Genomic DNA, 24158 nt, shown 5'->3' with positions numbered 1-24158 from the left:
GTTTCGCCGCTGAATCCTGTGGTTCCTGTGGTTCCCGCGGATTCTGCGGCTTCTGTGCGTGCTTCGGTGGCTATCCCGGCGTGGTCATCCCAGCGTCCGCCCCAGGACGTAGACCGCGGGCGCGGCCAGGGCCAGCGGCAGGGCCACCCCGGCCGTCAGATGGACGAAGCGGGACGGGTAGTCGTAACTGGCCACCCGCAGCCCGATCAGGGCGCAGCCGCCGGCCGCCAGGCCCAGCAGCGCACCGGACGCACCGAGGCCGGTGAGCTGTCCGGCCGCGATACCGGCGCCCGCGGCGGCCACCAGGGAGACGCCGACCGAGGCGGGGCCGGGCAGCGGCAGCGCACGGGCGAGGGTGGCCACCGCGGCCCCGGCGGCGCCGACCACCACCGCATGCGGGCTCGCCGCGAGCTGGCCGGCGGCGAGCACCACGAGCGCGGTCGAGGTCAGGCCCGCGGTCAGGGCGTACATCCGCTCGTCGGCGCTGCTGCGGTTGCGCAGCTGGAGGACGAGGACGAGCAGACACCACACGCCGAGCGTGCCGATGCCCACCAGCGGCGCGCTCTCCCGGTCGGTGGCCAGCAACGCGGCATCGGTGGTCAGACCGGCCAGGAAGGCGAGCGCGATGCCCTGCCGGGCCGGCCACATGCCGTTGAGCCGGAACCAGCCGGCGGCGGTGACCGCTTGCAGCAGCGCCACCGGGACGGCGAGCACGGGGCGGCCCAGCGGCGCGGTCAGCGCCAGCAGCAGGGCGAGCCCGGCGGTCAGCGCGGCCGGCTGGATGCCGGGCGGGATGATCGGCGAGCGGCCCTCGGCGCGGGCGCGCTGGTTGGCCGCGAGCGGTGCGCTGGAGACCGGCGGGGTGGGCAGCGGCGGCTTGGCCGCGGGCGTGGCGGGCGCCGGCCTGGCCTGCTGGGGGTGGGCGCGGCCGTAGGTGTCCTCGGCCGGTCGCGCGCTCTGGTGCTGGGGCGGCAGCTGCGAGGGCTCCGCGGACGGGAGGCGGTGGCCATCGTGGCCGTAGGGCGGCTGCGGTGCGGGCTGTTGGGGTTGCTGGGGCTGCTGCGGTTGCTGCCGTGCGTGCTGCGGCCGCTGCCCGTACTGCTGCTGCCCGTACGCCTCCCGCCCGTACTGCTGCTGCCCGTACTGCCGGCCGTACGGGTCCTGCCCCGGCTGCTGCGGGGACGCGGCGTGGGCCGGCCGGCCGTACGGCGCCTGCGCGGACTGCTGCGGCCGGGGGGCGTACGGATCCTGTGGGACGTAGGGCTCCTGCGGGGCGTACGGATCGGGGCGGCCGTACGGGTCCTGTCGTGCGGCGGGATCGTGCGGCTGGTACGGGTTGCGGTGCTGGTTGTCGCTCATGATCGTGTGCTCACCCTCCCGCGAACGGCGGCAGTACCTCGACGGTCCCGCCCTCGGCCAGCGGCACCGCCCCGTGGTCGCGGGTGCCGACCGGATCGCCGTCCACCAGGAAGGAGCAGCGCAGCAGTACGCGCGCGAACTCGGGGTTCGCGGCGTGCGCCGCCCGCGCCGCGTCGAGCGCCTCGGCGAGCGTCGCCGCCGCATACGGCTCCTCTGCCGTGCCGGCGGCGGCCTTGGCCGCTGCCCAGTAGCGCACGGTGCCAGTTGTTGTCACGGCGGCCTCTTCGTCGTGTCGGTCGGTCGGGGGGCTGCCCGTGGTGGCGGGCACCCCGTCGTTGCCGCCTCCATGATGGCGTACGTGGCGGGCGGTCCGGTTCCGGGCAATGTCCGGCAAGGCTGACGGTCCGTGCGATGCCGGCCGCGGAATTTCGGTTGCTGTGGGCACATGTTCGCCTAGGCTCACTGTGTGTTGGTCCGACTTGCATGGGCGCATTTGCGGCCCCACAGACGCGCGATCTCCCTGATCGTGCTGCTCCAGCTGATCCAGACCCTGGCCACGCTCTATCTGCCCACCCTCAACGCCGACATCATCGACAACGGTGTCGTGAAGGGGGACACGGGCTACATCCTCGGCACCGGCGGTTTCATGATCGCCGTCACTGTCCTGCAGATCGTCTGCGCGATCGGTGCGGTCTATTTCGGTGCCCGTACGGCCATGGCGCTCGGCCGGGACGTCCGCGCCGCGGTCTTCGACCGGGTGCTGTCCTTCTCCGCCCGGGAAATGGGCACCTTCGGGGCGCCGTCGCTGATCACCCGCACGACCAATGACGTCCAGCAGGTCCAGATGCTGGTGCTGATGACGTTCACGATGATGGTCTCGGCGCCGATCATGTGCATCGGCGGTGTGCTGATGGCGCTGCGCCAGGACGTGCCGCTGTCCGGCCTGCTGCTGGTCATCGTGCCGGTGCTGGGTTTCCTGATCTCCCTGATCGTGCGCCGGCTGCGGCCGCTCTTCCGTGGGGTGCAGCAGCGCATCGACACCGTCAATCGCGTCCTGCGCGAGCAGATCGCCGGTATCCGCGTCATCCGCGCCTTCGTCCGCGACCGCTACGAGCGCGAGCGCTTCGCCGGGGCCAACACCGATCTGTTCGAGGTGTCGCTGCGCTCCGGCCGGCTGATGTCGATGATGTTCCCGCTGGTCATGCTGATCGTGAACCTCTCCAGCGTGGCCGTCGTCTGGTTCGGCGGGCTGCGGATCGACTCCGGCGAGATGCAGATCGGCGCGCTGACGGCGTTCCTCAGCTACCTGATGTACATCCTGATGTCGATCATGATGGCGACGTTCATGGTGATGATGCTGCCGCGCGCCGAGATCTGCGCCGAGCGCATCCAGGAGGTGCTGTCGACCGACTCCAGCGTCATCCCGCCCGCACACCCGGTCACCGAGCTGCGCCGGCACGGCGAACTGGAGCTGCGCCACGTCGAGTTCCGCTTCCCCGGTGCCGAGCAGCCGGTCCTCAAGGACATCTCGCTGACCGCCCGCCCCGGTGAGACCACCGCCGTCATCGGCTCCACCGGCTCCGGCAAGTCGACCCTGCTCGGGCTCGTCCCGCGGCTGTTCGACGCGACCGGCGGAGCGGTCCTGGTGGACGGCGAGGACGTCCGCACCCTCGACCAGGAGACGCTGGCCCGGACCATCGGCCTGGTCCCGCAGAAGCCGTACCTCTTCTCCGGGACCGTCGCCACCAATCTGCGCTACGGCAATCCGGACGCCACCGACGAGGAGCTGTGGCACGCCCTGGAGACCGCCCAGGCGCGGGAGTTCGTCGAGCGGATGGAGGGCGGTCTGGACGCCCCCGTCGCGCAGGGCGGCGGCAATGTCTCCGGCGGCCAGCGGCAGCGGCTGGCCATCGCGCGGGCGCTGGTGCGCCGGCCCGAGATCTACCTCTTCGACGACTCCTTCTCCGCGCTGGACTATGCGACGGACGCGGCGCTGCGGGCCGCGCTGTCCCGGGAGACCGGCCGCGCGACGGTGCTGATCGTCGCCCAGCGGGTCGCCACGATCCGAGGTGCCGACCGGATCGTCGTCCTCGACGAGGGCCGGGTCGTCGGCACCGGCACGCACACCGAGCTGATGGCCGGCAACGAGACCTACCGGGAGATCGTGCTCTCCCAGCTCACCGAGCAGGAGGCGGCGTGACCACCGCGGACAAGGCGCCGGCCGCCGGGACCCCGTCCGCCGGCGGGGGGAGCGCCCAAGCGGCATCCCGAAGGGGCCCGGCCCCGGCGATCGGGCCCGCCCGGATGATGGGCGGCCAGCCCACCGAGAAGTCGATGGACTTCAAGGGCTCCGGCAAGCGGCTGCTGGCCCAGATGCGGCCCGAGCGCGGGGTGATCGGCCTCGCGCTGGTGCTGACCGCGCTCAGTGTGACGCTGACGGTGGTGGGCCCCAAGGTCCTCGGCCGGGCCACCGACCTGATCATGTCCGGCATCGTCGGCCGCCGGCTGCCCGAGGGGATCACCAAGGCCCAGGCGGTGGCCCAGCTGCGCGCCCACGGCCAGGGCGGGCTCGCCGACATGCTCGGCGCGATGCCGCTCGTCCCCGGCCAGGGCATCGACTTCGGCGCCGTCGGCGGGGTCCTGCTCTGGGCCGCCCTGATCTACGCGGGCGCCTCGGTGTTCGGCTTCGTACAGGCCCGGATCGCCACCCGGGTCGTCCAGCGGACCGTTTTCCGGCTGCGCGAGCAGGTCGAGGAGAAGCTGGCGCGGCTGCCGCTGAGCTACTTCGACCGGCAGCAGCGCGGCGAGGTGCTCTCCCGGGCGACCAACGACATCGACAACATCCAGCAGACGCTGCAGCAGACCCTCAGCCAGATCGTCACCTCGCTGCTGACCATCGCCGGGGTGCTGACGATGATGTTCTGGATCTCGTGGCTGCTGGCGCTGGTCGCCCTGGTCACCGTCCCGGCCTCGATCGTCGTCGCCACCCAGGTCGGCAAGCGCGCCCAGCCGCAGTTCGTCCGGCAGTGGAAGACCACCGGCAAACTCAACGCGCACATCGAGGAGATGTACACCGGCCACAGCCTGGTGAAGGTCTTCGGCCGTCAGCGGGAGTCCGCCGAGCTGTTCCGGCAGCAGAACGAGGCCCTGTACGCCGCCGGGTTCCGGGCCCAGTTCATCTCCGGGATCATCCAGCCCGCGATGATGTTCATCGGCAATCTGAACTACGTCATGGTGGCGGTCGTCGGCGGTCTGCGGGTCGCCTCCGGGGCGCTGTCCATCGGTGACGTCCAGGCCTTCATCCAGTACTCCCGGCAGTTCAGCCAGCCGCTCACCCAGGTCGCCTCGATGGCCAACCTCGTCCAGTCCGGCGTCGCCTCCGCCGAGCGGGTCTTCGAACTCCTCGACGCCGCCGAGCAGGAGCCCGACGCCGCCCGGCCGGCCCGGCCCGAACGGGTCGAGGGACGCGTCGGGTTCGAGGACGTCACCTTCCACTACTCGGCCGACAAGCCGCTCATCGAGGGGCTGTCGCTGGCCGTCCACCCCGGGCAGACGGTGGCGATCGTCGGCCCGACGGGCGCCGGAAAGACCACGCTGGTCAATCTGCTGATGCGCTTCTACGAGGTGCGCGGCGGCCGGATCACCCTCGACGGCACGGACATCGCCGCCATGTCGCGCGAGGAGCTGCGGTCCCACATCGGCATGGTCCTCCAGGACACCTGGCTCTTCGGCGGCACGGTCGCGGAGAACATCGCCTACGGAGCACCCGCGGGCACCTCGATGGACAAGATCGTGGCGGCGGCCAGGGCCACCCACGTCGACCGCTTCGTGCGCACCCTGCCGGACGGCTACGACACCGTGCTCGACGACGAGGGCGGCAACGTCTCGGCCGGTGAGAAGCAGCTGATCACCATCGCCCGGGCCTTCCTCGCCGAACCGGCCATCCTCGTCCTGGACGAGGCCACCAGCTCGGTCGACACCCGCACCGAGGTGCTCATCCAGCACGCGATGGCCCAGCTCCGCAGCGGCCGCACCAGCTTCGTCATCGCCCACCGGCTCTCCACCATCCGCGACGCCGACGTCATCCTGGTGATGGAGAACGGCGCGATCGTCGAGCAGGGCCCCCATGACGCCCTGCTGGCGACGGGCGGCGCCTATGCCCGCCTGTATGCGGCGCAGTTCGCGGAGGCGGTGGCCGAGACGGAGTGAGCGGCGTAGCGGGCGGCCGATGCCCTACGCCGGCGTGTGCGCCGTGATCCACTCCCCGATCCGCCCCAGCAGCTCCGGCGCGGCCGCGTTCTCGGCGTGGCCGAAGCCGCGCTCGATCCACAGCTCCGCCGTCGCGGGGTCGGCGGCCGACATCAGCATCCGGGGATGGTCGAGGGGGAAGTACGGGTCGCGGTCGCCGTGGACCAGCAGCAGCGGGGTGGGCGCGATCAGCCCGGCGGCCTCGGTGGGGGAGAGCGGGACCGGGTCCCAGTCCTCGGGGTGGATTCTGGTGCGCAGCCCGAGCCGGGAGACGAGCCGCCCGGTGGGGCGGGTGATCACCCAGTGGAGGCGGCGCATGGCCGCGGTCCCGCGGTAGTACCAGCGTGCGGGGGCGCTCACCGCGACGACCGTGTCGGGGTGCGCATCCGTGCGCTCCCCGTGCTCCCCCGGGCCGTGCAGGGCCGCGTGCCGCAGGACGACCGAGCCGCCCATGGAGAAGCCGACGGTGGCGACCCGGCGGTGGCCCAGGGCGCGGGCCCAGCGGACCGCGGCGGCCAGATCCTCGACCTCGCGGTCGCCGACCGTGGAACGCCCGCCGGAGCCGCCATGTCCACGGAAAGAAAACGTGATCACGTCCGCATGCTGGGAAAATGCGGCAGCTGCCCGACGAAGTGCGGGGCGTTCCAGGGCCCCGGTGAAGCCGTGCGCCAGGACGATCGCCGGGGTGTCGGCGCAGGCCGCCGGATCCGCTTCAGATGGGGCCCGACGGGGGGTGTTGGCGGCCTCGATCCGGACCCCGTCGGCGGTCAACAGGCACACCCGATGACCACTCGAAGTGATCGAGGAAACACAAGAGGCTGCACATTCGGCCTCGGGTCCGGGAGTCATGTGAGCTATTCTGCTGGGCAAGAAGGATCCGGGCAGCGTTGCCCCCGGGTCCTTTTGTGCTTTCAGCCACGTTCACGCGCGGCTGCGAGGACCCGTACGAAGCAGTGCCGCAGACACCCCGGCCGAGGCCGGGAGGTGCCCCCGTCGCAGGGACCGAGGAGGAACCAGACGTCATGGGCGAGCGAAGCAGGCAGGACCGCACACAGCAAGGGGCGGAACACCCCGGCAACCGGGCAGGTGGTCGCGCGTGAGTTCACTCCTGCTGCTGACCAACGCACTCCAGCCGTCGACGGAGGTGCTCCCGGCGCTCGGCCTGTTGCTGCACAGCGTGCGGGTGGCCCCTGCCGAGGGACCGGCACTCATCGACACCCCCGGGGCCGACGTCATACTGATCGACGGCCGCCGCGACCTGCCCCACGTACGGTCCCTGTGCCAGCTGCTGCGGTCCACCGGACCCGGCTGTCCGCTGGTGCTGGTCGTCACCGAGGGCGGGCTGGCCGCCGTCACCGCCGACTGGGGCGTGGACGACGTCCTGCTGGACACGGCGGGCCCCGCCGAGGTCGAGGCGCGGCTGCGGCTGGCCATGGGCCGCCAGCAGATCACCACCGACGACGGTCCGATGGAGATCCGCAGCGGCGATCTCTCGGTCGACGAGGCGACCTACAGCGCGAAGCTCAAGGGCCGGGTCCTGGACCTGACCTTCAAGGAGTTCGAGCTGCTGAAGTATCTGGCGCAGCACCCGGGCCGGGTCTTCACCCGCGCCCAGCTCCTCCAGGAGGTGTGGGGCTACGACTACTTCGGCGGTACGCGGACGGTCGACGTCCACGTCCGGCGGCTGCGCGCCAAGCTCGGCCCCGAGCACGAGTCGCTGATCGGCACGGTCCGCAACGTCGGCTACCGCTTCGTGGTGCCGGAGAAGCCGGAGCGGTCGGGGGAGAGCAAGGGCAAGGGCGACGCCGCGAAGGCGGCGGAGTCTTCGGCCCCGGGAACGGCGCAGCGGGACGGCCGCGGCGCACCGGACGGTGACGGCTCCGGGAGGGCGGTCACCGCGGGCGCGGACTCCCCTGATGCGCAGCCTGCCCGCCGGTAGCACCACCCGCGTAGACTGCCGCGCGTGGCCAAGGTGACGCGGGATGATGTGGCAAGACTGGCGGGTACGTCCACCGCCGTTGTCAGTTACGTCATCAACAACGGACCACGGCCGGTTGCCCCGGCCACGCGCGAGCGGGTACTCGCCGCCATCAAGGAGCTCGGCTACCGGCCGGACCGGGTGGCGCAGGCGATGGCGTCCCGCCGTACCGACCTCATAGGGCTGATCGTGCCGGACACCCGGCAGCCGTTCTTCGCGGAGATGGCGCACGCCGTCGAACAGGCCGCCGCCGAGCGCGGAAAGATGGTCCTGGTCGGCAACGCCAACTACCTCGACGAGCGCGAGGTGCACTATCTGCGGGCCTTCCTCGGGATGCGGGTGTCCGGGCTGATCCTGATCAGCCAGGGCCCCAGCGAGCACGCGGCCGCCGAGATCGACGCCTGGGACGCCCGGGTGGTGCTGCTGCACCGCCGGCCGGACGCCATCGACGATGTCGCGGTGATGACGGACGACGTCTGGGGTGCGCAGCTGGCGACCCGGCATCTGCTGGAGCACGGCCATCCCTACGTCGCCTTCCTCGGCGGTACGGAGGAGACCCCGAAGTCCGGCGACCCGGTCACCGACCACGTCGAGGGCTGGCGGCGGGCCATGCAGGAGTCCGGGAAGTCCGCGGAGGGGCGCTACTTCCAGGCCCCGTACAACCGCTACGACGCCTACCAGGTCGCGCTGAAGCTGCTGGCCGGGCCGGAGCGGCCGCCGGCCATCATGTGCGCCACCGACGACCAGGCGATCGGCGTGCTGCGGGCCGCCCGCGAGCTGCGCATCGATGTGCCCGGTGGGCTGGCGGTCGCGGGCTTCGACGACGTGAAGGAAGCCGCGCTGACCGATCCGCCGCTGACCACGGTCGCCTCGGACCGCGAGGCGATGGCGCGCGCTGCGGTCGATCTGGTGCTGGACGACGGGCTGCGGGTGGTCGGCTCCCGGCGGGAGCGGCTGCGGCAGTTCCCCTCGCGGCTGGTGGTCCGGCGGTCCTGCGGCTGCGGCGGTTGAGGCTGCGGGCGGGGCCCTGAACCCGGCGTCTTTATATCGGGCATACCCACTTCTGTCGGGTTCCTCAGGACGCTCTCAGCCTGTTCTCATGTACCGGGCACAGAGTTTTCGACATGACCGAGAGCTACCGCCGAAGCGGCGATGAGACGCCCCAGGACCGGACGTCCGCGGACGGCAACGACTACGCCTCCGCGGACCGCAACGATTACGCCTCCGCGTACGGGTACGGCAGCCAGTACGCCCAGAGCGCCCATGACGGCGTCCCGGGCGGCGCCGGGCAGGAGGTGCCACCGCCACCCTCGTACGCCCCCTCGTCACGGCGCCGGCCCCGCCGGCCGGTCGCGCTGATCGCGGCCGTGGCGCTCATCTCCGGTCTCATCGGCGGCGGCAGCGCAGCGCTGATCTCCGACGCCACCGACCGGGCGACGCAGAACACCTCCTCCACCCCACTGGTCAATGCGGGCGACAAGCCCAGCGGCAGCGGGGTCTCCGCGGTGGCCAAGGCGGTCAGCCCGGCGATCGTGGAGATCAAGGCCCGGACCGCGAACGGGGAGTCCACCGGCTCGGGCGTGGTCGTCACCAGCAGCGGCGAGATCGTCACCAACAACCACGTGGTGGCCGGCGCGCGCACGGTGACCGTGACCTTCAGCGACGGCAGCCGCAAGACGGCCAAGGTCGTCGGCACCGACCCCGACAAGGACCTGGCGATGGTCAAGGTCAGCGGCGCCAAGAACCTGACCGCGGCCCAGCTCGGCGACTCCGACAAGATCGCGGTCGGCGACCAGGTGGTGGCGATCGGCTCGCCCGAGGGCCTGACCGGCTCGGTGACCAGCGGAATCGTCTCGGCGCTCAACCGGGATGTGACCGTGCCCAAGGAGGAGAGCCAGGGGCAGCAGGGCAACGGGGGCGACGACGGCGGCTGGCCGTTCGAGTTCGGCGGCCGGCAGTTCAACGGCGACACCGGCTCCTCGAAGACCTCGTACAAGGCGATACAGACCGACGCCTCGCTCAACCCGGGCAACTCCGGCGGCGCCCTGATCAATATGCAGGGCCAGATCATCGGCATCAACTCCGCGATGTACGCGCCGAGTTCGGGGGCCGGCGGCTCGTCGGGCGGCTCGGCGGGCAGCATCGGCCTGGGCTTCGCCATCCCGATCAACACCGTCAAGGCCGACCTCGACTCGCTGCGCGGCGGCGGGAGCGGAGGCAGCAACAGCGGCGTCTGATCTCCCACCCTCCCCGGCTACCCCCGGCCGATGCCCCCGGCCCGCCACCACCCCGGCACGAGACCCCTCGCGCCACCCCCGCTGGATTCCCGTCGTCGTGCAAGGCTGAAGAGCAGCCGTTCCTGATCCCACCCGAGGTAGCCACACCCATGAGCCCTGCCGAGCACGGTGACCACCCCGCCCGCATCCTGATCGTCGACGACGAGCCCGCGGTCCGGGAGGCCCTGCAGCGCTCACTGGTCTTCGAGGGGTACGTGACCGAGCAGGCGGTCGACGGCCTGGACGCGGTCGAGAAGGTCGCGTCCGGCGACCCCGAACTGATCGTGCTGGACGTCCTCATGCCCCGGATGGACGGGCTGACCGCCGCCCGCCGGCTGCGGGCGAACGGGGTCACCGTGCCGATCCTGATGCTGACCGCCCGTGACACGGTCGGCGACCGGGTCACCGGGCTGGACGCCGGCGCCGACGACTACCTCGTCAAGCCCTTCGAGCTGGACGAGCTGCTGGCCCGGATCCGCGCCCTGCTGCGCCGCAGCTCGTACGCGGCCGGCGGGGGCGCCCCCCAGGAGGGCGAGACGCTGAGCTTCGCCGATCTGCGGATGGACCTGGCGACCCGCGAGGTGACCCGGGGCGGCCGGCCGGTCGAGCTGACCCGTACCGAATTCACCCTGCTGGAGATGTTCCTCGCCCATCCGCGGCAGGTGCTGACCCGGGAGCAGATCCTCAAGGCCGTATGGGGCTTCGACTTCGAACCCACCTCCAACTCCCTCGACGTGTACGTGATGTACCTGCGCCGCAAGACGGAAGCGGGCGGCGAGCCGCGGCTGGTGCACACCGTCCGCGGAGTCGGCTACGTCCTGCGGGCGGACGGCGGCGCGGAATGAGCGAAGGCACCGGCGCACACGCGGAGGGCGGCACGGGCCCGAGGACGAGCAGGCTCGGCGCACGCTTCGCGCGGCTGCCGCTGCGCTCGCGGCTGACCCTGCTCACCGCGGCCGCGGTGGCGGTGGCGGTGGCGGTCTCCGCGCTGGCCTGCTGGCTGCTCACCCGCGCCCAGCTGCGCGAGGAGGTGGACAACACGCTGCAGAACACCCTCGTGACGACCGGCTACCTCCAGGTGACCTATGCCAACTGCCAGTCCACCGAGCCGCCGGAGAGCAAGAACGCCCCGCCGTCGGACTACAACATCCAGATCGTGCAGGTCGACGGCTCGCGGTGCGTCGGACCCAACTCCCAGCCGGTGAAGGTGCAGCGCGCGGACGTCGGGGTGGCGCAGGGTGTGCAGCAGGACACCCTGCACGACGCCGTCACCACGAGCGGAGCGGACGTCCGGGTGCTGACCAAGCACATCGGTGTCCAGGGCGAGCAGTTCGCGGTGTCCATCGCGCGCCCGCTGACCGAGACCAACAGGTCGCTGGACCGCCTCGCGCTGCTGCTGGCGGCCGTCGCGGGGCTGGGCGTCGTCGGCGCGGGCACGGCCGGACTGGGCATCGCCCGCTCCGGCCTCAAGCCCGTGGACCGGCTGACCGACGCCGTCGAGCACGTCGCCCGCACCGAGGACCTGGCCATCCGGATCCCGGCCGACGGCGAGGACGAGATCGCCCGGCTCTCGCGCTCCTTCAACTCCATGACCGCGGCGCTGGCCGCGTCCCGCGATCTCCAGCAGCAGCTGATCGCGGACGCCGGCCATGAGCTGCGCACGCCGCTGACCTCCCTGCGGACCAATATCGATCTGCTGGTGCGCAGCGAGCAGTCCGGCCGGCCGATCCCGCCCGCCGACAAGGAGGCCCTGCTGGCCTCGGTGAAGGCACAGATGGGAGAGCTGGCGGCGCTGATCGGCGATCTGCAGGAGCTGTCCCGGCCCCCGGAGCCGGGGCAGAGCGCCATCGCGGTCGTCGCGCTGCACGACATCGTCGGCGCGGCGCTGGAGCGGGCCCGGCTGCGCGGCCCGACGCTGACCTTCGCGGCGGACCTGCACCCCTGGTACGTACGGGCCGAGCCGGCCGCGCTGGAGCGGGCGGTGGTCAATCTGCTCGACAACGCGGTGAAGTTCAGCCCGCCCGGCGGCACCGTCGAGGTCCGGCTGGCCGGCGGGGAGCTGACCGTACGCGATCACGGCCCCGGCATTCCGCAGGACGAACTGCCGCACGTCTTCGAGCGGTTCTGGCGCTCCCCGTCCGCCCGCAGCCTGCCGGGCAGCGGCCTGGGGCTGTCGATCGTGGCGCGGACGGCACAGCAGGCGGGCGGTGCCGTACGGCTGCGGTCCGCGGATGTCGGCGGCACCGAGGCGGTGCTGACGCTGCCGGGCGCCGCGACACCACCGCCGGGCGCGCCGGGCCCGCAACAGGCTTAGGAGCCGCCGCGACAGCCCGACGGCCCCGGACCCGTCGGGCTACTTCTTCTCCTGCTTCTTCGCGTCCCCGAACGGCAGATCCGACCCCGCGATGTCGGCGCGGATGCCGTCCCGCTCGACGGAGATGTGCTGGAGCCGGACGTTCCCGGGCGCCTTGGGGAGCTGGAAGGACAGCGACAGCCGGTCGGCGAGCTGCGGCTTGGTCAGGCCGGTCAGCGTGCCGAGGATCTTCGGGTCGATGCCGACCTTCTGCAGCAGCCAGGGGTGGTCCGCGACCACATCGACCAGATTGACCTTCATCAGCTGCTGGATGAAGCGCGGCGAGCCGGTCAGCTCGTGCAGCTTCTCCTCGCTGCGCAGGGCGTCCTGGATGTAGGCCTTGGGGATGCCGATCCGGTCGGCGATCGCCGGGATGCTCAGCATCTGCTTGACCTTGGCGGCCTGCCGGCTGAGCTCGGCGGCGGTCTTGCGGGTCAGCCGCAGGCCCTCCTCCTTGCCGGTGCCGGGGCGGTAGACGGCGATGTCGCCGATGTCCAGGCGCATCCGGCTGATGTCGGTGGAGATGCCGCGGTCGCCGGACCGGTGGATGCGGGCCTCCGCCCGGACGCGCAAGTCATGGCCGGCGATCGGCAGTTGCCCGACCGCGCGGACCGCGTTGGGCCCCATCTCGCTGAACTTGACCTGCGAGGCGCCCAGTTCGCGGTTCATGTCGTCGAACGCGAGCAGCACGCTGCCGTGCATCGTGCCGATCGTGGCGCCCTTGATGGAGCTGGGCAGGTCGCCGTCGAGCTCCACGTCGTTCGCGGTGGCCTCGAATTTGGCCAGCGAAACCCGGTCGGCGGCCAGGTCGGGAACGGTCACCTTGACCTGGTCGACGCGCTTGTCCGCGATCTGGGTCAGGAACGGGAAGCCCTTGATGTCGACTTCCGGGGTGGCGTTCAGATGCAGCGAGTCCTTCAGTTTCTTCGCGGCCGCATTCTGCGCGTACAGCACCGCGAACCGGTCCCCGAGCGCCAGGAACGAGGTGCCGACCAGGACGGCGACCAGCAGTTTCAGGGTGATCCCCATGGCCGCGAAGCGGCCGAAGCCACGCTTCCTGCGGCTCTTGCGGCGGTGGTTCGGCGGCTTCCATGCCTGGTCCACCTCGTCGTCCGAGCGCAGCCCCAGGCCCAGCGGGTCGTCGCTGTCGTCGCGCTCGTTGAGGTAGGTGCGGCGCCGCGGCACCCCGTCGGCATCGAACGAGAATTCCGACTCGGGCTCCGGCTCCGGGTCGGCGAGGGCCGCCAGGTCCGCATACGGGTTGGCCGGGGTGACCGGGGTGAGCTTTCTGGTCTCGCCGGCGGGGTCGTCCTGGGTGCCCGCCGCAAAGGACTCAGCGCGGTGCGGCGCGGCGGGCGAGGGCGAGGGTATGCGTGTGGGGGTGCGCATCCGTACATCCCACCATGAGCGGGCCCCTCGAACGCAAGTTGCCCCGGAAGTACGTCTGTTATGTGCCAGTTGTGGCCTCGGCCTTGAGCAAAAATTGCCTTGCGTGTGGGACGAACTGAACTAGCGTCACACCCCTTGGTGACCTGAGCGACGGGCGCCAACGTGTCCGAGGCCGTTGACCGATACCGGCCCGGCCCACCCCTTCCAGCCTGAACGAGCCCGTACGATCCGCGCTCTCGTCGCTCCTCGGTACGCCATGACTGCCTGCATTCCACACGCAGAGCATTGCTCCTTGCCCAACGACCCTTGCTCCTTTTGCCGTTGCTCTCTGGCCCCACCCACTTAGCGACCCACCAAGCCATCATCGACCCGACAACCCGAAGACGGACGTCATCCCATGAACTCTCCTGACCGCGCCCCCGCCCCCTTGATCGTAGTGACCGGGGCAACCGGCAACATCGGCCGCTGCCTTGTCGACCGGCTCCTCGCGGACGGCGCCGCCGTACGCGCGCTGACCCGCGATCCGGCCCGCGCCGCCCTGCCGGCCGGTGCCGAGACGGTCCGCGCCGACCTCACCGGTGCGCAGGACCTCGCACCGCTGCTGGCCGGCGCCGATGCGCTGTTCCTCAATCTGGCGGCCGGCGGCGGCCAGGCCGTGACCGCGCTGGTCGACGCCGCCGTCGCGGCCGGTGTCCGCCGGATCGTCCTCAACTCCTCGATGGCGGTGACCGATACGGCTGCCGACGACTCGAACCACATCGCCCGCATGCACGCCGACGTGGAGCGCACGGTGCGCGACTCCGGCCTGGAGTGGACCTTCGTCCGCGGCAGCAACTACTCCACCAACACCCTCGCCTGGGCCCCGTCGATCCGTGCGTCCGGTGTCGTGCGCGAGGCACACCCCGGCGCCCAGGGCTCGCCCGTGCACGAGGCCGACCTCGCCGATGTCGCCGCGGTGGCCCTGCTGGACCGCAGCGGCGCGCATCTGGGCCAGGCGTATCGCGTCACCGGCCCGGAGGTGCTGACCGTGGCGCAGCAGGTCGCCGAGATCGGACGGGCGACCGGGCGGCAGACGCAGGTCGAGCAGATCTCCGAGGAGGCGGCGGCCGAGGCGATGGCCGGGCCGCATCTGCCGCTGGAGGCCGCGCGGGAACTGGTCCGGCTGTTCGGCACGATGGTCCACGCGCCGTCGTTCCCCGTCTCGGACGCCGTCGAACGGGTCACCGGCCGCCCGGGCCGTACGTACGCCGAGTGGGCCCGGGACCACGCGGCCGACTTCTCCTGAAGGGGTGGGGGCGCCCCTTCTCCTGAGGGGGCGCCTTCGATCTCGGGGCGGCGGGTCGTCGCGGACGGGGCGGCGGCGCCTCAGAACCGCCGGGCCGACTCCTCCGCGTGGGCCATGCGCCGCAGGCTCAGCAGCACCGGTTCGTACAGCACCGTCAGCGCGACGGCCGCCTCGATCTGCCCGGTCGGGGTCGGCTGCTCCTCGACCATGTCCAGGTCGGTGACCGCCAGTTGCGCTGCCAGCTGCCCGTACGGCAGCAATTGCTCGGTGTCGCAGGGGTAGCCGAGCCGGACCAGCGCGGCGACCGAGTCGATGAGCTGCCGGCAGGCGGGGTTGAGCATGTCCAGGCCGGGACCGTAGGACCAGCCCAGCCGCTCCAGCAGCGCCTCCACCGAGCGGCGGGCGGTCTGCACCGCCGGGTCGTCCTCGGCCGGCTCCTCGGGGCAGGGCAGCGCCCAGGTCGCCGCGCCCAGCCGCATGTGGTGGTCCAGCGACTCGTCCTCCGCGGCAGCGATCACCCCGCGCGCGGCGGCCACCGAAACCCCGCCGATCTGGATCAGCGCCCGCACCAGGCGCAGCCGCCGCAGGTGGTCCTCCCCGTACTCGGCCTGGGTGGCGGAGACCCGGCGCCCGGGCTGGAGCAGCCCTTCGCGCAGGTAGTACTTGATCGTGGCGGTGGACACACCACTGCGCTCGCTCAGCTCCGCCAGCCGCATGCTCTTGCACCTTCCCCTTGGATAGTGGCACTACTCAAGCAGGTTCGTACGAGTCGGTCTACATCGACATGCCGCCGGCCGGTCTGGCTGCGGCATGGGGAGTCGAGCCCGTGGGCCGGCGCGGGGAGCGGGCGGCGCAGCGGCTGGCGAGCGGTCAGCGTGCCTTACGCAGTTCTTGACAGACTTCTGCGCTGCTCGGTCGGTCGGCCGGGTTGCGGCTCATCATCTGCTCAATGAGCTTGCCTTGCCTGCCCGGCACATTGACCGGCCGGTGTGGCTTGTCCACGATGGCTTGCCGCTGGTCTTTCCGGCTGGCGTCGTCCGGGTAGGAGACGTGCCTCCAGCCGGTGGCGGAGATGAACAGGGAGGCGCCCAGCGCGTAGACGTCGGCCTCCTTCGTCGGCACGGCGGTGCCCCTCTCCAAGATGCTCCGCGAGATCTCCGGCGCTTCGTAATGGACCAGGCAGCCCCGGTATCGGAAGTCGTAGCTCTCGGGTACCTCGCCGCCGTGCGCCAGAGCGAGATCGATGAGGAAGGTTTCGGTAGGCCCGATGACGAAGTGGTTGGGCTGGACGTCGCCGTGCGCCCATCCGCGATGGTGCAGCTTTGCCAGCGCAGCGGCACATGACAGCGCTTCATCGGGATGGGGGGTTACGGGCTCCTTGGCGTGTCGATGGGGCTCCCACAAGTTGTAGAGAGACACGCCATCACGCCATGGCTGCGCGCTCCACGTGCCTTCCTCCCATTCTCCGAACCGCACCTCCTCGGAGATGAGTTGGCGAAGGATGAGGGCTTCTCGGGCGGGGGCCCAGGCCGTCCACGCGTGTGTCTGACTGGGGTAGCCCAGCTTGACAGCGAAGCGGCCATCGGGCGTTCGTACGTCCCAGACGGTGGAGCCGCGTCGGTTGATGACGAGTCGTTGGCTCAGGGGCGTGAGAACACTCTGCACGTGGCCAGGGAGAGCGAATGGTCCTTGGCTGGGCATGGCTGAGTCCTCTCGGCGGTGGGGGCCGACCTCCTGGATAAGGGGATCGGCCCCACAGGTCAGGGGAGACTACTGCCGGTCAGTGCAGGTAGTCGCGCCCGTCGTCGGAGTCGCCCGTCGGCGGGTTGCCACCCCCGCCATCGTCGTCGTCCTCACCACCGCCGCGAACGGTTCCTGCGCGCTTCAGCGATTCCTTGAGAGTCAAGGCTGTTACCTCCTCACATCGTCCGGTTCGGGGGCTCTCCCCGATCCGTTGTGCATGTGCTGACCCGCCCGGGGGAGGTGGACGGGCTGTCGCCCTCGGTTTGCGGCCGCCGAGGCGCTCAGGTGGTGATGTGGTGGGTGTTGGGCCCGCAGCGACGGTCACGCGAGGCCCTGCGTTCGGGCGCACTGTGCGTGCACGCGGACGGTGTCACTGGAGAGCTGCTGCAAGGAGCTGCGCGGGAGAACGACTCGTACACCGTCCTCGGCCCACAGGGGCTCGGGGCACAGCTCGCAGCGCTGTGCCGGCTGCCCGAGGTGCATGAGCGTGCAGACGGCGAGGTCTTCCACGAGCCACTCATCAGCGAGGTGGCCGCCGCCCCACCCCTCCGGATACGCCCAGTGCGGTCCGGGCCCGTCGGTGAGGTCGGTTCCCGGTATGCCGAGCTCCTCAAGGCTTGTGAGTACCCGGACGTAACGGGAGATGCGAGCCCAGGGCCAGGGGCGACGGTGGGCGGCGCCGCGCGGGAGCAGCCAGTGCACCGTGGCGTCATCCGGGGTGACCATGTGTGGGACGGGAGTGGTCCCCATGGCCAGCATTGCCTTGCCGACGATGTCGGGGGCCTCGACTACGTCCAGGATCTTGCCTATCCGCACGGGGATCACCTGGGTGCCCGCGGGCGGGCTCCAAGGCGCTTGTGGCGTTCGCTGCTTCCGACCAGGGGCGACCTTCGGCAGGCTTGTCCTTAACGCGTCTGTCATTGCTGCTGCCCCTGGTGATCGATGAGCCATTGGCAGTCTTTTGCTAGCTGCTGCACTTGTACGTGCGCCGAGAGCACACCCGTGCCCAAGCCCTGTCCGACCTGGCGCTCGATGCCATCCAAACGGGAAATCCGCTGATGCCATGCGATGCCGCCGTGCCACAGCTTGTCGACGGCCCCTTTGGCGGACGGCAGCAACCGGTCGATGTAGCCGCAGAGTTCGGATTCCAGCTCGGTCAGCTCGCCGTAGTGCAGCGGCACATTGCTCTGACCTCGTGCGCGGCTGATCGTGAACCGCACGGTGTCGAGGTCGATTCCGTTGAGGTTTGTTGCGGTTGCCTCGCCTGCCGACTCCAGCTGTTGCGGCTTCACTGTGGAGCCTTCAGCCGTCGATCGCGCGTCAGCGCCGGAATGTGACGGCACTCGGCAGCTTTCCGGAGCAGGTTCGGGAGGACTGGGCAGCGGCGCGCGCGGGGTGCCGATGCTTGGAGGCGTCCACATAGGTGCAGTGCTGACGTTTCGTGACGGCATGTCTTCAGTTAACTGCCGTCGCTCATTTGGGTCGGGAGCCCGCAAGGGGGCCAATTGGGGGGCCAATATGGGGGGGCCGGTACAGACGTGCTTGGGGGGCGGCATGAACGAGTCAGGTATCGGGGAGTTGCTCGTTCGGCTGCGCCATGCTCGCGGATCGGTGACGCAGGCGAAGATCGCAGCGGAGTTCAACGAGGTCGAGGGCAGTTCAGCGTCCACGATGACAGGGAAGGAAATCGGCAGGTACGAGCGCGAGGTGCGTCTGCCCTCCGAGAGAACGCGCGGCTTCTTGGCGCGCGTGTTCGGTGTCGACCCCGCGCTGTTGGACCAGGCCCATGCTGTCAGTCGGCGGCGCAAGGCAGAGGAGCCCGGGAAGGCGTCCCCGTCAGCCCCGACGGCTGCAATGGTCACTGCCGGGCGAGCAGCTGTGCCTCCGTCCGCCTGCGCGCTCGCCGCGGACGCAGCCCAGTCGGCGAGGTTCGCGCAATTCATCGCGTCGACGAACTCAAATGAGACCACGATCGAGCAGCTCGAAGCGGATGTTGCCCGGCTTGCTCGGCACTTCGTCAGCCGTCCGCTGAAAGAGCTGTACGCCGAGATTCGCGAGCTGCGTGACGAGACGTTCGAACTGCTGCGGGGTCGGCAACGGCCACAGCAGACGTCCGACCTGTTAGTGGCCGCGAGCAGGCTGTGCGGCCTGTCGGCCCACGTCTGCCTCGACGCGGGCGACTACGACTCCGCCAGCAGTCATGCGCGTACCGCTTGGTCCTGCGCGGAGGCTGCCGGACACCACGAGATGCAAGCATGGGTCAGGTCGATTGAGTCGCTCATTGCCTTTTGGAACGACAACCCGCAGCGAGCGGCGGACCTCGCCCAGCACGGTCAGCGCTACTCGGCCGCCGGGAGCGTGGGAGTTCGGCTCGCGAGCCTTGAGGCGAGGGCTCTCGCCGTCGCCGGTGACGCTCAAGGCGCCGTCGCGGCGCTGGTGACAGCTGAGCAGGCCAGGGATGCGATGCAGGGGCCAGAGGCGATGCCTGGCGTTTTCAGCTTCCCGACGGCCAAGCAACTTACGTACGCCGGGACCACGCACTTGGCCATCGGTGGGCCCAGCCATGTGCAGCAGGCGATCGACTGCGCTGCGACGGCAGTCGACCTGTACCGCGTGGCCGCAGCCGACGACCGCTCGACATTCGACGTGCTTGCCGCAAACCTCGACCTCGCTCGTGGGCACATGCTCGCGGGTGAAACCGACGCAGCCGAGGTGCTGCTCGGCGCCGTCCTGGACTCCGGTCCGGCGCAGCTTTCCGCCAGCATCCTCAACCGGCTCGGAGCTTTGGCCGGCGAGCTGGGAGCCGCGCAGTACCGTGGCTCACCACGCATCGCCCACCTGCGCGAACGCCTCATGAACGCCGCTACGCCCGCGGCACTGCCCGCCGCTGACTGATCGGAGCCGCTGCCGTGACCGACCCTTTCGCCGAGCACCACGCCGCCGTGACCGATCGCGCAATCCTTACCGGTAGTGCCTACAACACCGGGCAGGACCTTTCCGCTCGGCAGTCGATCTATCAGTGGCAAACGCCGCGCTATGACCTGCCGGGCATCGTCGTCGAGCAGTTGCAGGGGACGCGAGGCACGGTCGTCGACGTGGGATGCGGCAACGGAAGGTTCATCGCGCGCCTGCGGCGTGACCGGCCCGACATGCGGCTGCTCGGCCTCGATGTCTCGCTCGGGATCCTCGCCGGAGTGCCGCGTCCCGTGGCTGTTGCCGACGCCGCGCAGCTCCCCTTGGCGTCGGCAAGCGTCGACGGTGCGCTGGCCCTTCATATGCTTTACCACGTCGAGGACATTCCGACGGCGATCGAAGAACTCGCCCGCGTCGTCAAGCCGGGCGGAGTCGTGATGGCGTCCACCAACAGCGCCCGTGACAAAGCGGAACTCGATCAGTTGTGGGAGCGCTCTGCGGGCGACGTGCTCGGCGTGGACAAGGGGCCGGCCCGGATTTCCCTCAGTGCCCGCTTCTCCTTGGAGCAGGCATCAGGGCTGCTCAGCGAGGTGTTCGACAAGGTCGAGACGATCGAGCTACCGGGGACCATCGCCGTGCGCAGTCCCGAGCCGGTCATCGCTCACATGACGTCGTACCGCGCGTGGGCCGCTCAGCATGCCGTCCCGTTCGAGGAAACGGTGGAGCGGGCCCGGGAGATCGTGTCTGAGCGCATCGAGCGGAATGGCGTCTTCGAGATCGGGTGTCTTGGCGGAATGCTCGTCTGTACCGGGTGAGTCTCGCCGACGACCGCGTCCCCGCCCCGGCACGCAGGCGGAGCGGGGACGCGGTGTGCGAGGGGAGCCGAGTCGGCGCCCGACGGCGTCGAGAGGCGCCGATCGGCTGTCGGGGCTACTTCACGACCGTGATCCGGTCCGCCTTGGGCGGCGTGAGCGGGTTGGAGGCCGAGGAGTGGGCGGTCAGGTAGGCGGTGAGGGCTTCCAGGTCGGACTGGCCGACGTACTTGTTCTTGGCTTCCTTGAGGACGGGGAAGCCGTCGCCGCCGCCGGCGAGGAATTCGTTCAGTGCGACGCGGTAGGTCTTGGCGGGGTCGAGGGCGGCGCCGTTCAGCTTCACCGAGTCCTTGACGATGCGGTCGGCGCCCGACTGCTTCATGTCCAGGGTGTAGGTGAGGCCCTTGGAGACCTGGAGGATCTTCGGGGAGGCCTCATTGGGGCCGCTGACCTGCTGCTGGAGGGCGGTCAGGAGCTGGGCGCCGGTGAGGTCGACGACGTTCATCATGTTGGTGAAGGGCTGGACGGTGAACGCCTCGCCGTAGGTGACCACCCCGTCGCCCTCCGAGCCGGACGACTTGAAGGCGAGGTCGGAGCGGATGCCGCCGGGGTTCATCAGGGCGAGCTGGGCGCCGCCCTTGTCGGCCGCCTTGGTGGCCTCCAGCTGGGCGTCGGAGATGACGTCGCCGAGCGGTGACTCGGGTGCGTCGGCGCCGCGGCCCGCGATGTCGGCGGAGATATGGCCGACGGGACGGTTCGCGACCGGCGCGGCCAGCTTGTTCCAGCGGGCGATCAGCGACGTGAGGTCCGCGGCCTTGGGCTGGGTGCGGTTGACGACGTGGTTGACCGCACCGGGCGCCTTGACCTTGGTCCGCACGATGTCACGGGTGCGGCGGTCGTAGGTCAGCGTGGTGTCGGTGTAGAGCTTGCCGTAGGACGCGGCGGAGGTGACGGTGCGCGGCCGCCCGGACGGGTCCGGGATGGTGCAGGCGTAGGCCTGGTGGGTGTGGCCGGTGACCAGCGCGTCGACCTTCGGCGTGACGTGCTTGGCGATCTCGGTGATCGGGCCGGAGATGCCGGCGCCGGGGCCGGGGCTGTCGCAGTTGAAGTTGTAGGAAGTGGAGGCGGGCAGGCCGCCTTCGTGGATGAGCGCGACGATCGCTTTTACGCCCTGCCGGTCGAGGACCTTGGCGTACTTGTCGATCGTCTCGACCTCGTCATGGAACTTCAGGCCCTTGACGCCGTTGGCGCTGACGACGTTCGGGGTGCCCTCCAGCGTCACGCCGATGAAGCCGATCTTGACGCCCTTGTGCTGCCAGACGCTGTACGGCTTGAGCAGCGTCTTACCGCTCTTCTCGTCCGTGACGTTGGCGGTGAGGTACGGGAAGTCGGCGCCCCGGAACTTCCTGCCCTTCTCGTAGCAGCCGTCCTTCGGGTGGCAGCCGCCGTTCTGCAGGCGCGTCAGTTCCGCCCGGCCCTCGTCGAATTCGTGGTTGCCGACGGAGGTGACGTCGAGGCCCAGCTTGTTCATCGCCTCGATGGTCGGCTCGTCGTGGAACAGCCCCGACAACAGCGGGCTGGCCCCGACCAGGTCGCCGGCCGCCGCGGTGACCGAGTAGGGGTGTCCCTTACGGGCCGTGCGCAGCGACTGGGCGAGGTACTCGACACCGCCCGCCGCGACGCTCTTCTTGCTGCCGTCCGGCTGGAGCTCCTCGACGGTGCCGGAGGAGCCCTGCGGCGGTTCGAGGTTGCCGTGGAAGTCGTTGAAGGAGAGCAGCTGCACATCGACGGTGCGGCCGGCGCGGGCGCCGTGGCGGGTGTCGGCGCCGGCCGGCTGGGCGGCGGCGGTGACCGTGGCGGCCGTGGCCAGTACGGCGGCGCCGATCGTCAATCTGCTGATGGTGCGGCGCCGTTGTGGTCTCGCTGGCATGTGTTCCCCTCCTGGATGGTCCTGAGCGGACGGAAGCTTATTGTCGACGCGCGTAGCGCAACAGAGGGAAACGGTGACGAGCTGGTGGCCGGTCAGGGGCCGGGAGCGCGGGTGCTACCCCGCACCGCACCCGGCCGGGTCGTACCCTTCACGCATGACTGACGCTGCACAGGAGATGGGCCGGGTCGGCCGCAGGATCCAGGTGGTCGACGAGATCGCGCCGGAGACGGCCGCGGCCGTGGTCGATCTGATCGAGCGGGCCGCGCGGACGGACGGGCAGCCCGCCGTGTCCGAGCAGGGCCGGCTGCAGCTGCGCGGGGGCCGGCGCCCCGGCGTGCGCCATGTGCTGGTGTACGCGCACGGCGCCGAGGCCGAGGAGCTGGTCGCGTACGGGCAGCTGGAGGACACCGATCCGGTGGAGGCGCCGGCCGCCGAGCTGGTGGTGCACCCCGGGCACCGCGGCCGCGGGCACGGCCGGGCGCTGGGCGGCGAGCTGCTGGAGCAGTCCGGGCGCCGGCTGCGGGTCTGGGCCCACGGCGGGCACCCGGCCGCCCGGCACCTCGCCCAGACCCTGGGGCTGACGATGTTCCGCGAGCTGCGGCAGATGCGGCGCCCGCTGACGGATCTGGAGCTGCCGGAGCCGGTGCTCCCCGAGGGGGTGTCCGTACGGGCCTTCCAGCCGGGGACCGATGACGCGGCCTGGCTGGAGGTGAACGCGGAGGCCTTTGCGCACCACCCCGAGCAGGGCGCGCTGACCCAGCGCGATCTGGACGACCGCAAGGCCGAGGCGTGGTTCGACCCCAAGGGGTTCTTCCTGGCGGAGAAGGAAGGCCGGCTGGTCGGCTTCCACTGGACCAAGGTGCACGCCGACGAGGGCCTCGGTGAGGTCTATGTGCTCGGGGTGCGGCCGGGCGCCCAGGGCGGTGGCCTGGGCAAGGCGCTGACCTCGATCGGACTGCGTCATCTGGCCGCCGAGGGGCTGCCGACGGCGATGCTCTACGTGGACGCGGACAACGCCGCGGCGGTGAGTGTGTACGAGCGGATGGGGTTCGCCACCCATGAGACGGATCTGATGTACCGCTCGGAGACGTGAGTCCGATGTACCGCTCGGAGACCTGAGCGCCGGGCCCGCGGGGCGGGCGCGGAGGGGCGTACGGCGGGGCGGGCCCGGGGCGGCCCGCCCCGCTCCTCATTGCCGGGGTGCGGGGTGCTGCTGCGCCCGCCACTCGCGCGCCAGCATCGCGTAGATGACCTCGTCGGCCCACCCCCCGTCGAGGAACTCGTTCTCCCGCAGATGGCCCTCCCGGCGCATCCCCAGCCGCTCCAGGAGCCGGGCCGAGGCGGTGTTGCGGCCGTCCAGTTCCGCCTGGATGCGGTGGAGTTGCAGCTCCTCGAAGCCGAGCTGCAGCAGCGCCCGGCTCGCCTCGGTGGCGTAGCCGTGCCCCGCGTGGTCGGGGTGGAAGACATAGCCGATCCCGCCCTGGCGGTGTGCGCTGCTCTTCCAGACGAAGGTGACATCGCCGACCAGGGTGCCGCTGTCGCGGACGACGACGGCGAGCTGGAGGCCGTCGCCGGACTCGCGCAGCGTCGTGCGGGTGGACCTGGAGGCGACGAATTCCCGGGACGCGGCCTCGTCGAAGGGGTCCGAGTAGAGGTAGCGGCTGACCTCGGGGCGGCGTCGGTAGGCGTGGATCGCGGCGAAGTCGTCGTCGGCGACGGGGCGCAGGTCCAGCCGTTCGGTGCGTATCGGGTAGTCGGGGGTGTACGGCAGCGGCGGCGTCTGGGGCGCGGGAGGCAGGGGCACGCGGGCAGCGTACGCAGTGGAGGTTGACAGGTGCAGCCCACTTCCCTCACCCTTTCACTACTTAATTA

The 24158-nt window shown here is 70.8% G+C and carries 22 protein-coding genes; 11 read left to right on the top strand and 11 right to left on the bottom strand.

Features of this window, described 5'->3' with window-relative positions; all coding sequences use genetic code 11:
- Nucleotides 1-84: 84 nt before the first annotated feature.
- Nucleotides 85-1359, bottom strand: coding sequence for a hypothetical protein (locus tag CPH93_RS14230; protein ID WP_096213065.1), 1275 nt, complete (start codon nt 1357-1359; stop codon nt 85-87).
- 10 nt (nt 1360-1369) lie between these two features.
- Nucleotides 1370-1615 carry a MoaD/ThiS family protein gene (locus tag CPH93_RS14225; protein ID WP_093484552.1) on the bottom strand — a complete coding sequence of 82 codons (246 nt, stop codon included), beginning with the start codon at nt 1613-1615 and terminating at the stop codon, nt 1370-1372.
- A gap of 210 nt (nt 1616-1825) precedes the next feature.
- On the opposite strand from CPH93_RS14225, the gene CPH93_RS14220 reads away from it, so the two are divergent.
- Both CPH93_RS14220 and CPH93_RS14215 read left to right on the top strand, forming a co-directional pair.
- A complete protein-coding gene (locus CPH93_RS14220; protein ID WP_093484553.1) occupies nt 1826-3559 on the top strand; it encodes an ABC transporter ATP-binding protein in 1734 nt (577 codons plus the stop codon).
- 107 nt (nt 3560-3666) lie between these two features.
- A complete protein-coding gene (locus CPH93_RS14215; RefSeq protein WP_173909980.1) occupies nt 3667-5568 on the top strand; it encodes an ABC transporter ATP-binding protein in 1902 nt (633 codons plus the stop codon).
- 24 nt (nt 5569-5592) lie between these two features.
- Here CPH93_RS14215 and CPH93_RS14210 read toward each other — a convergent pair whose 3' ends face one another.
- Nucleotides 5593-6456 carry an alpha/beta hydrolase family protein gene (locus tag CPH93_RS14210; protein WP_443031447.1) on the bottom strand — a complete coding sequence of 288 codons (864 nt, stop codon included), beginning with the start codon at nt 6454-6456 and terminating at the stop codon, nt 5593-5595.
- Nucleotides 6457-6703: 247 nt separating this feature from the next.
- Between CPH93_RS14210 and CPH93_RS14205 the strand changes: the two genes are divergently transcribed.
- The 5 genes from CPH93_RS14205 (at nt 6704) to CPH93_RS14185 (ending at nt 12175) form a co-directional block, all read left to right on the top strand.
- Nucleotides 6704-7546, top strand: coding sequence for a response regulator transcription factor (locus CPH93_RS14205; protein ID WP_093484556.1), 843 nt, complete (start codon nt 6704-6706; stop codon nt 7544-7546).
- 24 nt (nt 7547-7570) lie between these two features.
- A complete protein-coding gene (locus tag CPH93_RS14200; protein WP_093484557.1) occupies nt 7571-8596 on the top strand; it encodes a LacI family DNA-binding transcriptional regulator in 1026 nt (341 codons plus the stop codon).
- Nucleotides 8597-8709: 113 nt separating this feature from the next.
- Nucleotides 8710-9822: a S1C family serine protease gene (locus CPH93_RS14195; RefSeq protein WP_096213063.1), complete on the top strand. Its 1113-nt coding sequence runs from the start codon at nt 8710-8712 to the stop codon at nt 9820-9822.
- 149 nt (nt 9823-9971) lie between these two features.
- Nucleotides 9972-10706 carry a response regulator transcription factor gene (locus CPH93_RS14190; RefSeq protein ID WP_093484559.1) on the top strand — a complete coding sequence of 245 codons (735 nt, stop codon included), beginning with the start codon at nt 9972-9974 and terminating at the stop codon, nt 10704-10706.
- Nucleotides 10703-12175, top strand: a complete 1473-nt coding sequence (locus CPH93_RS14185) for a HAMP domain-containing sensor histidine kinase (RefSeq protein WP_093484560.1) — start codon at nt 10703-10705, stop codon at nt 12173-12175. Before CPH93_RS14190 ends, CPH93_RS14185 begins: the two co-directional genes overlap by 4 nt.
- Before the next feature lie 39 nt (nt 12176-12214).
- Here the strand turns inward: CPH93_RS14185 and CPH93_RS14180 are convergent, their stop codons facing one another.
- On the bottom strand, nt 12215-13603 hold the full coding sequence (locus tag CPH93_RS14180; RefSeq protein ID WP_096213062.1) for an LmeA family phospholipid-binding protein: 1389 nt from the start codon (nt 13601-13603) through the stop codon (nt 12215-12217).
- Between the two features lie 397 nt (nt 13604-14000).
- Here CPH93_RS14180 and CPH93_RS14175 point away from each other — a divergent pair, with 397 nt between their 5' ends.
- Nucleotides 14001-14888, top strand: a complete 888-nt coding sequence (locus CPH93_RS14175; RefSeq protein WP_096213061.1) for an SDR family oxidoreductase — start codon at nt 14001-14003, stop codon at nt 14886-14888.
- An 80-nt stretch (nt 14889-14968) separates the two neighbouring features.
- Here the strand turns inward: CPH93_RS14175 and CPH93_RS14170 are convergent, their stop codons facing one another.
- From CPH93_RS14170 to CPH93_RS14155, 5 genes are all read right to left on the bottom strand, one after another.
- Nucleotides 14969-15604: a MerR family transcriptional regulator gene (locus CPH93_RS14170; RefSeq protein WP_096213060.1), complete on the bottom strand. Its 636-nt coding sequence runs from the start codon at nt 15602-15604 to the stop codon at nt 14969-14971.
- 154 nt (nt 15605-15758) lie between these two features.
- Nucleotides 15759-16307 carry a protein kinase domain-containing protein gene (locus CPH93_RS14165; RefSeq protein WP_331716989.1) on the bottom strand — a complete coding sequence of 183 codons (549 nt, stop codon included), beginning with the start codon at nt 16305-16307 and terminating at the stop codon, nt 15759-15761.
- Between the two features lie 361 nt (nt 16308-16668).
- Nucleotides 16669-16794 carry a hypothetical protein gene (locus tag CPH93_RS37265; protein WP_256332004.1) on the bottom strand — a complete coding sequence of 42 codons (126 nt, stop codon included), beginning with the start codon at nt 16792-16794 and terminating at the stop codon, nt 16669-16671.
- Between the two features lie 158 nt (nt 16795-16952).
- Nucleotides 16953-17447: a hypothetical protein gene (locus CPH93_RS14160; RefSeq protein ID WP_096213058.1), complete on the bottom strand. Its 495-nt coding sequence runs from the start codon at nt 17445-17447 to the stop codon at nt 16953-16955.
- Nucleotides 17448-17548: 101 nt separating this feature from the next.
- Nucleotides 17549-17923, bottom strand: a complete 375-nt coding sequence (locus CPH93_RS14155) for a DUF6415 family natural product biosynthesis protein (RefSeq protein WP_093484565.1) — start codon at nt 17921-17923, stop codon at nt 17549-17551.
- Between the two features lie 262 nt (nt 17924-18185).
- On the opposite strand from CPH93_RS14155, the gene CPH93_RS14150 reads away from it, so the two are divergent.
- Nucleotides 18186-19526 (top strand): helix-turn-helix domain-containing protein, encoded by a 1341-nt coding sequence (locus CPH93_RS14150; RefSeq protein ID WP_096215436.1) that lies wholly within the window; start codon nt 18186-18188, stop codon nt 19524-19526.
- Nucleotides 19527-19540: 14 nt separating this feature from the next.
- Nucleotides 19541-20359 (top strand): class I SAM-dependent methyltransferase, encoded by an 819-nt coding sequence (locus CPH93_RS14145; RefSeq protein ID WP_096213057.1) that lies wholly within the window; start codon nt 19541-19543, stop codon nt 20357-20359.
- A 115-nt stretch (nt 20360-20474) separates the two neighbouring features.
- Here the strand turns inward: CPH93_RS14145 and CPH93_RS14140 are convergent, their stop codons facing one another.
- The gene (locus CPH93_RS14140; protein WP_096213056.1) at nt 20475-22286 is read right to left on the bottom strand and encodes a bifunctional metallophosphatase/5'-nucleotidase; all 1812 of its coding nucleotides are present in this window, start codon (nt 22284-22286) and stop codon (nt 20475-20477) included.
- Nucleotides 22287-22461: 175 nt separating this feature from the next.
- Here CPH93_RS14140 and mshD point away from each other — a divergent pair, with 175 nt between their 5' ends.
- A complete protein-coding gene (gene mshD, locus CPH93_RS14135; RefSeq protein WP_093484568.1) occupies nt 22462-23379 on the top strand; it encodes a mycothiol synthase in 918 nt (305 codons plus the stop codon).
- A 96-nt stretch (nt 23380-23475) separates the two neighbouring features.
- Here the strand turns inward: mshD and CPH93_RS14130 are convergent, their stop codons facing one another.
- Complete coding sequence (locus CPH93_RS14130) at nt 23476-24090, bottom strand: GNAT family N-acetyltransferase (RefSeq protein ID WP_096213055.1); 615 nt, start codon at nt 24088-24090, stop codon at nt 23476-23478.
- Nucleotides 24091-24158 lie beyond the last annotated feature (68 nt).

The sequence above is a fragment of the Streptomyces sp. 2323.1 genome, assembly GCF_900221035.1.
GTDB classification, from domain to species: domain Bacteria; phylum Actinomycetota; class Actinomycetes; order Streptomycetales; family Streptomycetaceae; genus Streptomyces; species Streptomyces sioyaensis.
This window is presented reverse-complemented; position numbering and strand designations above follow the sequence as displayed.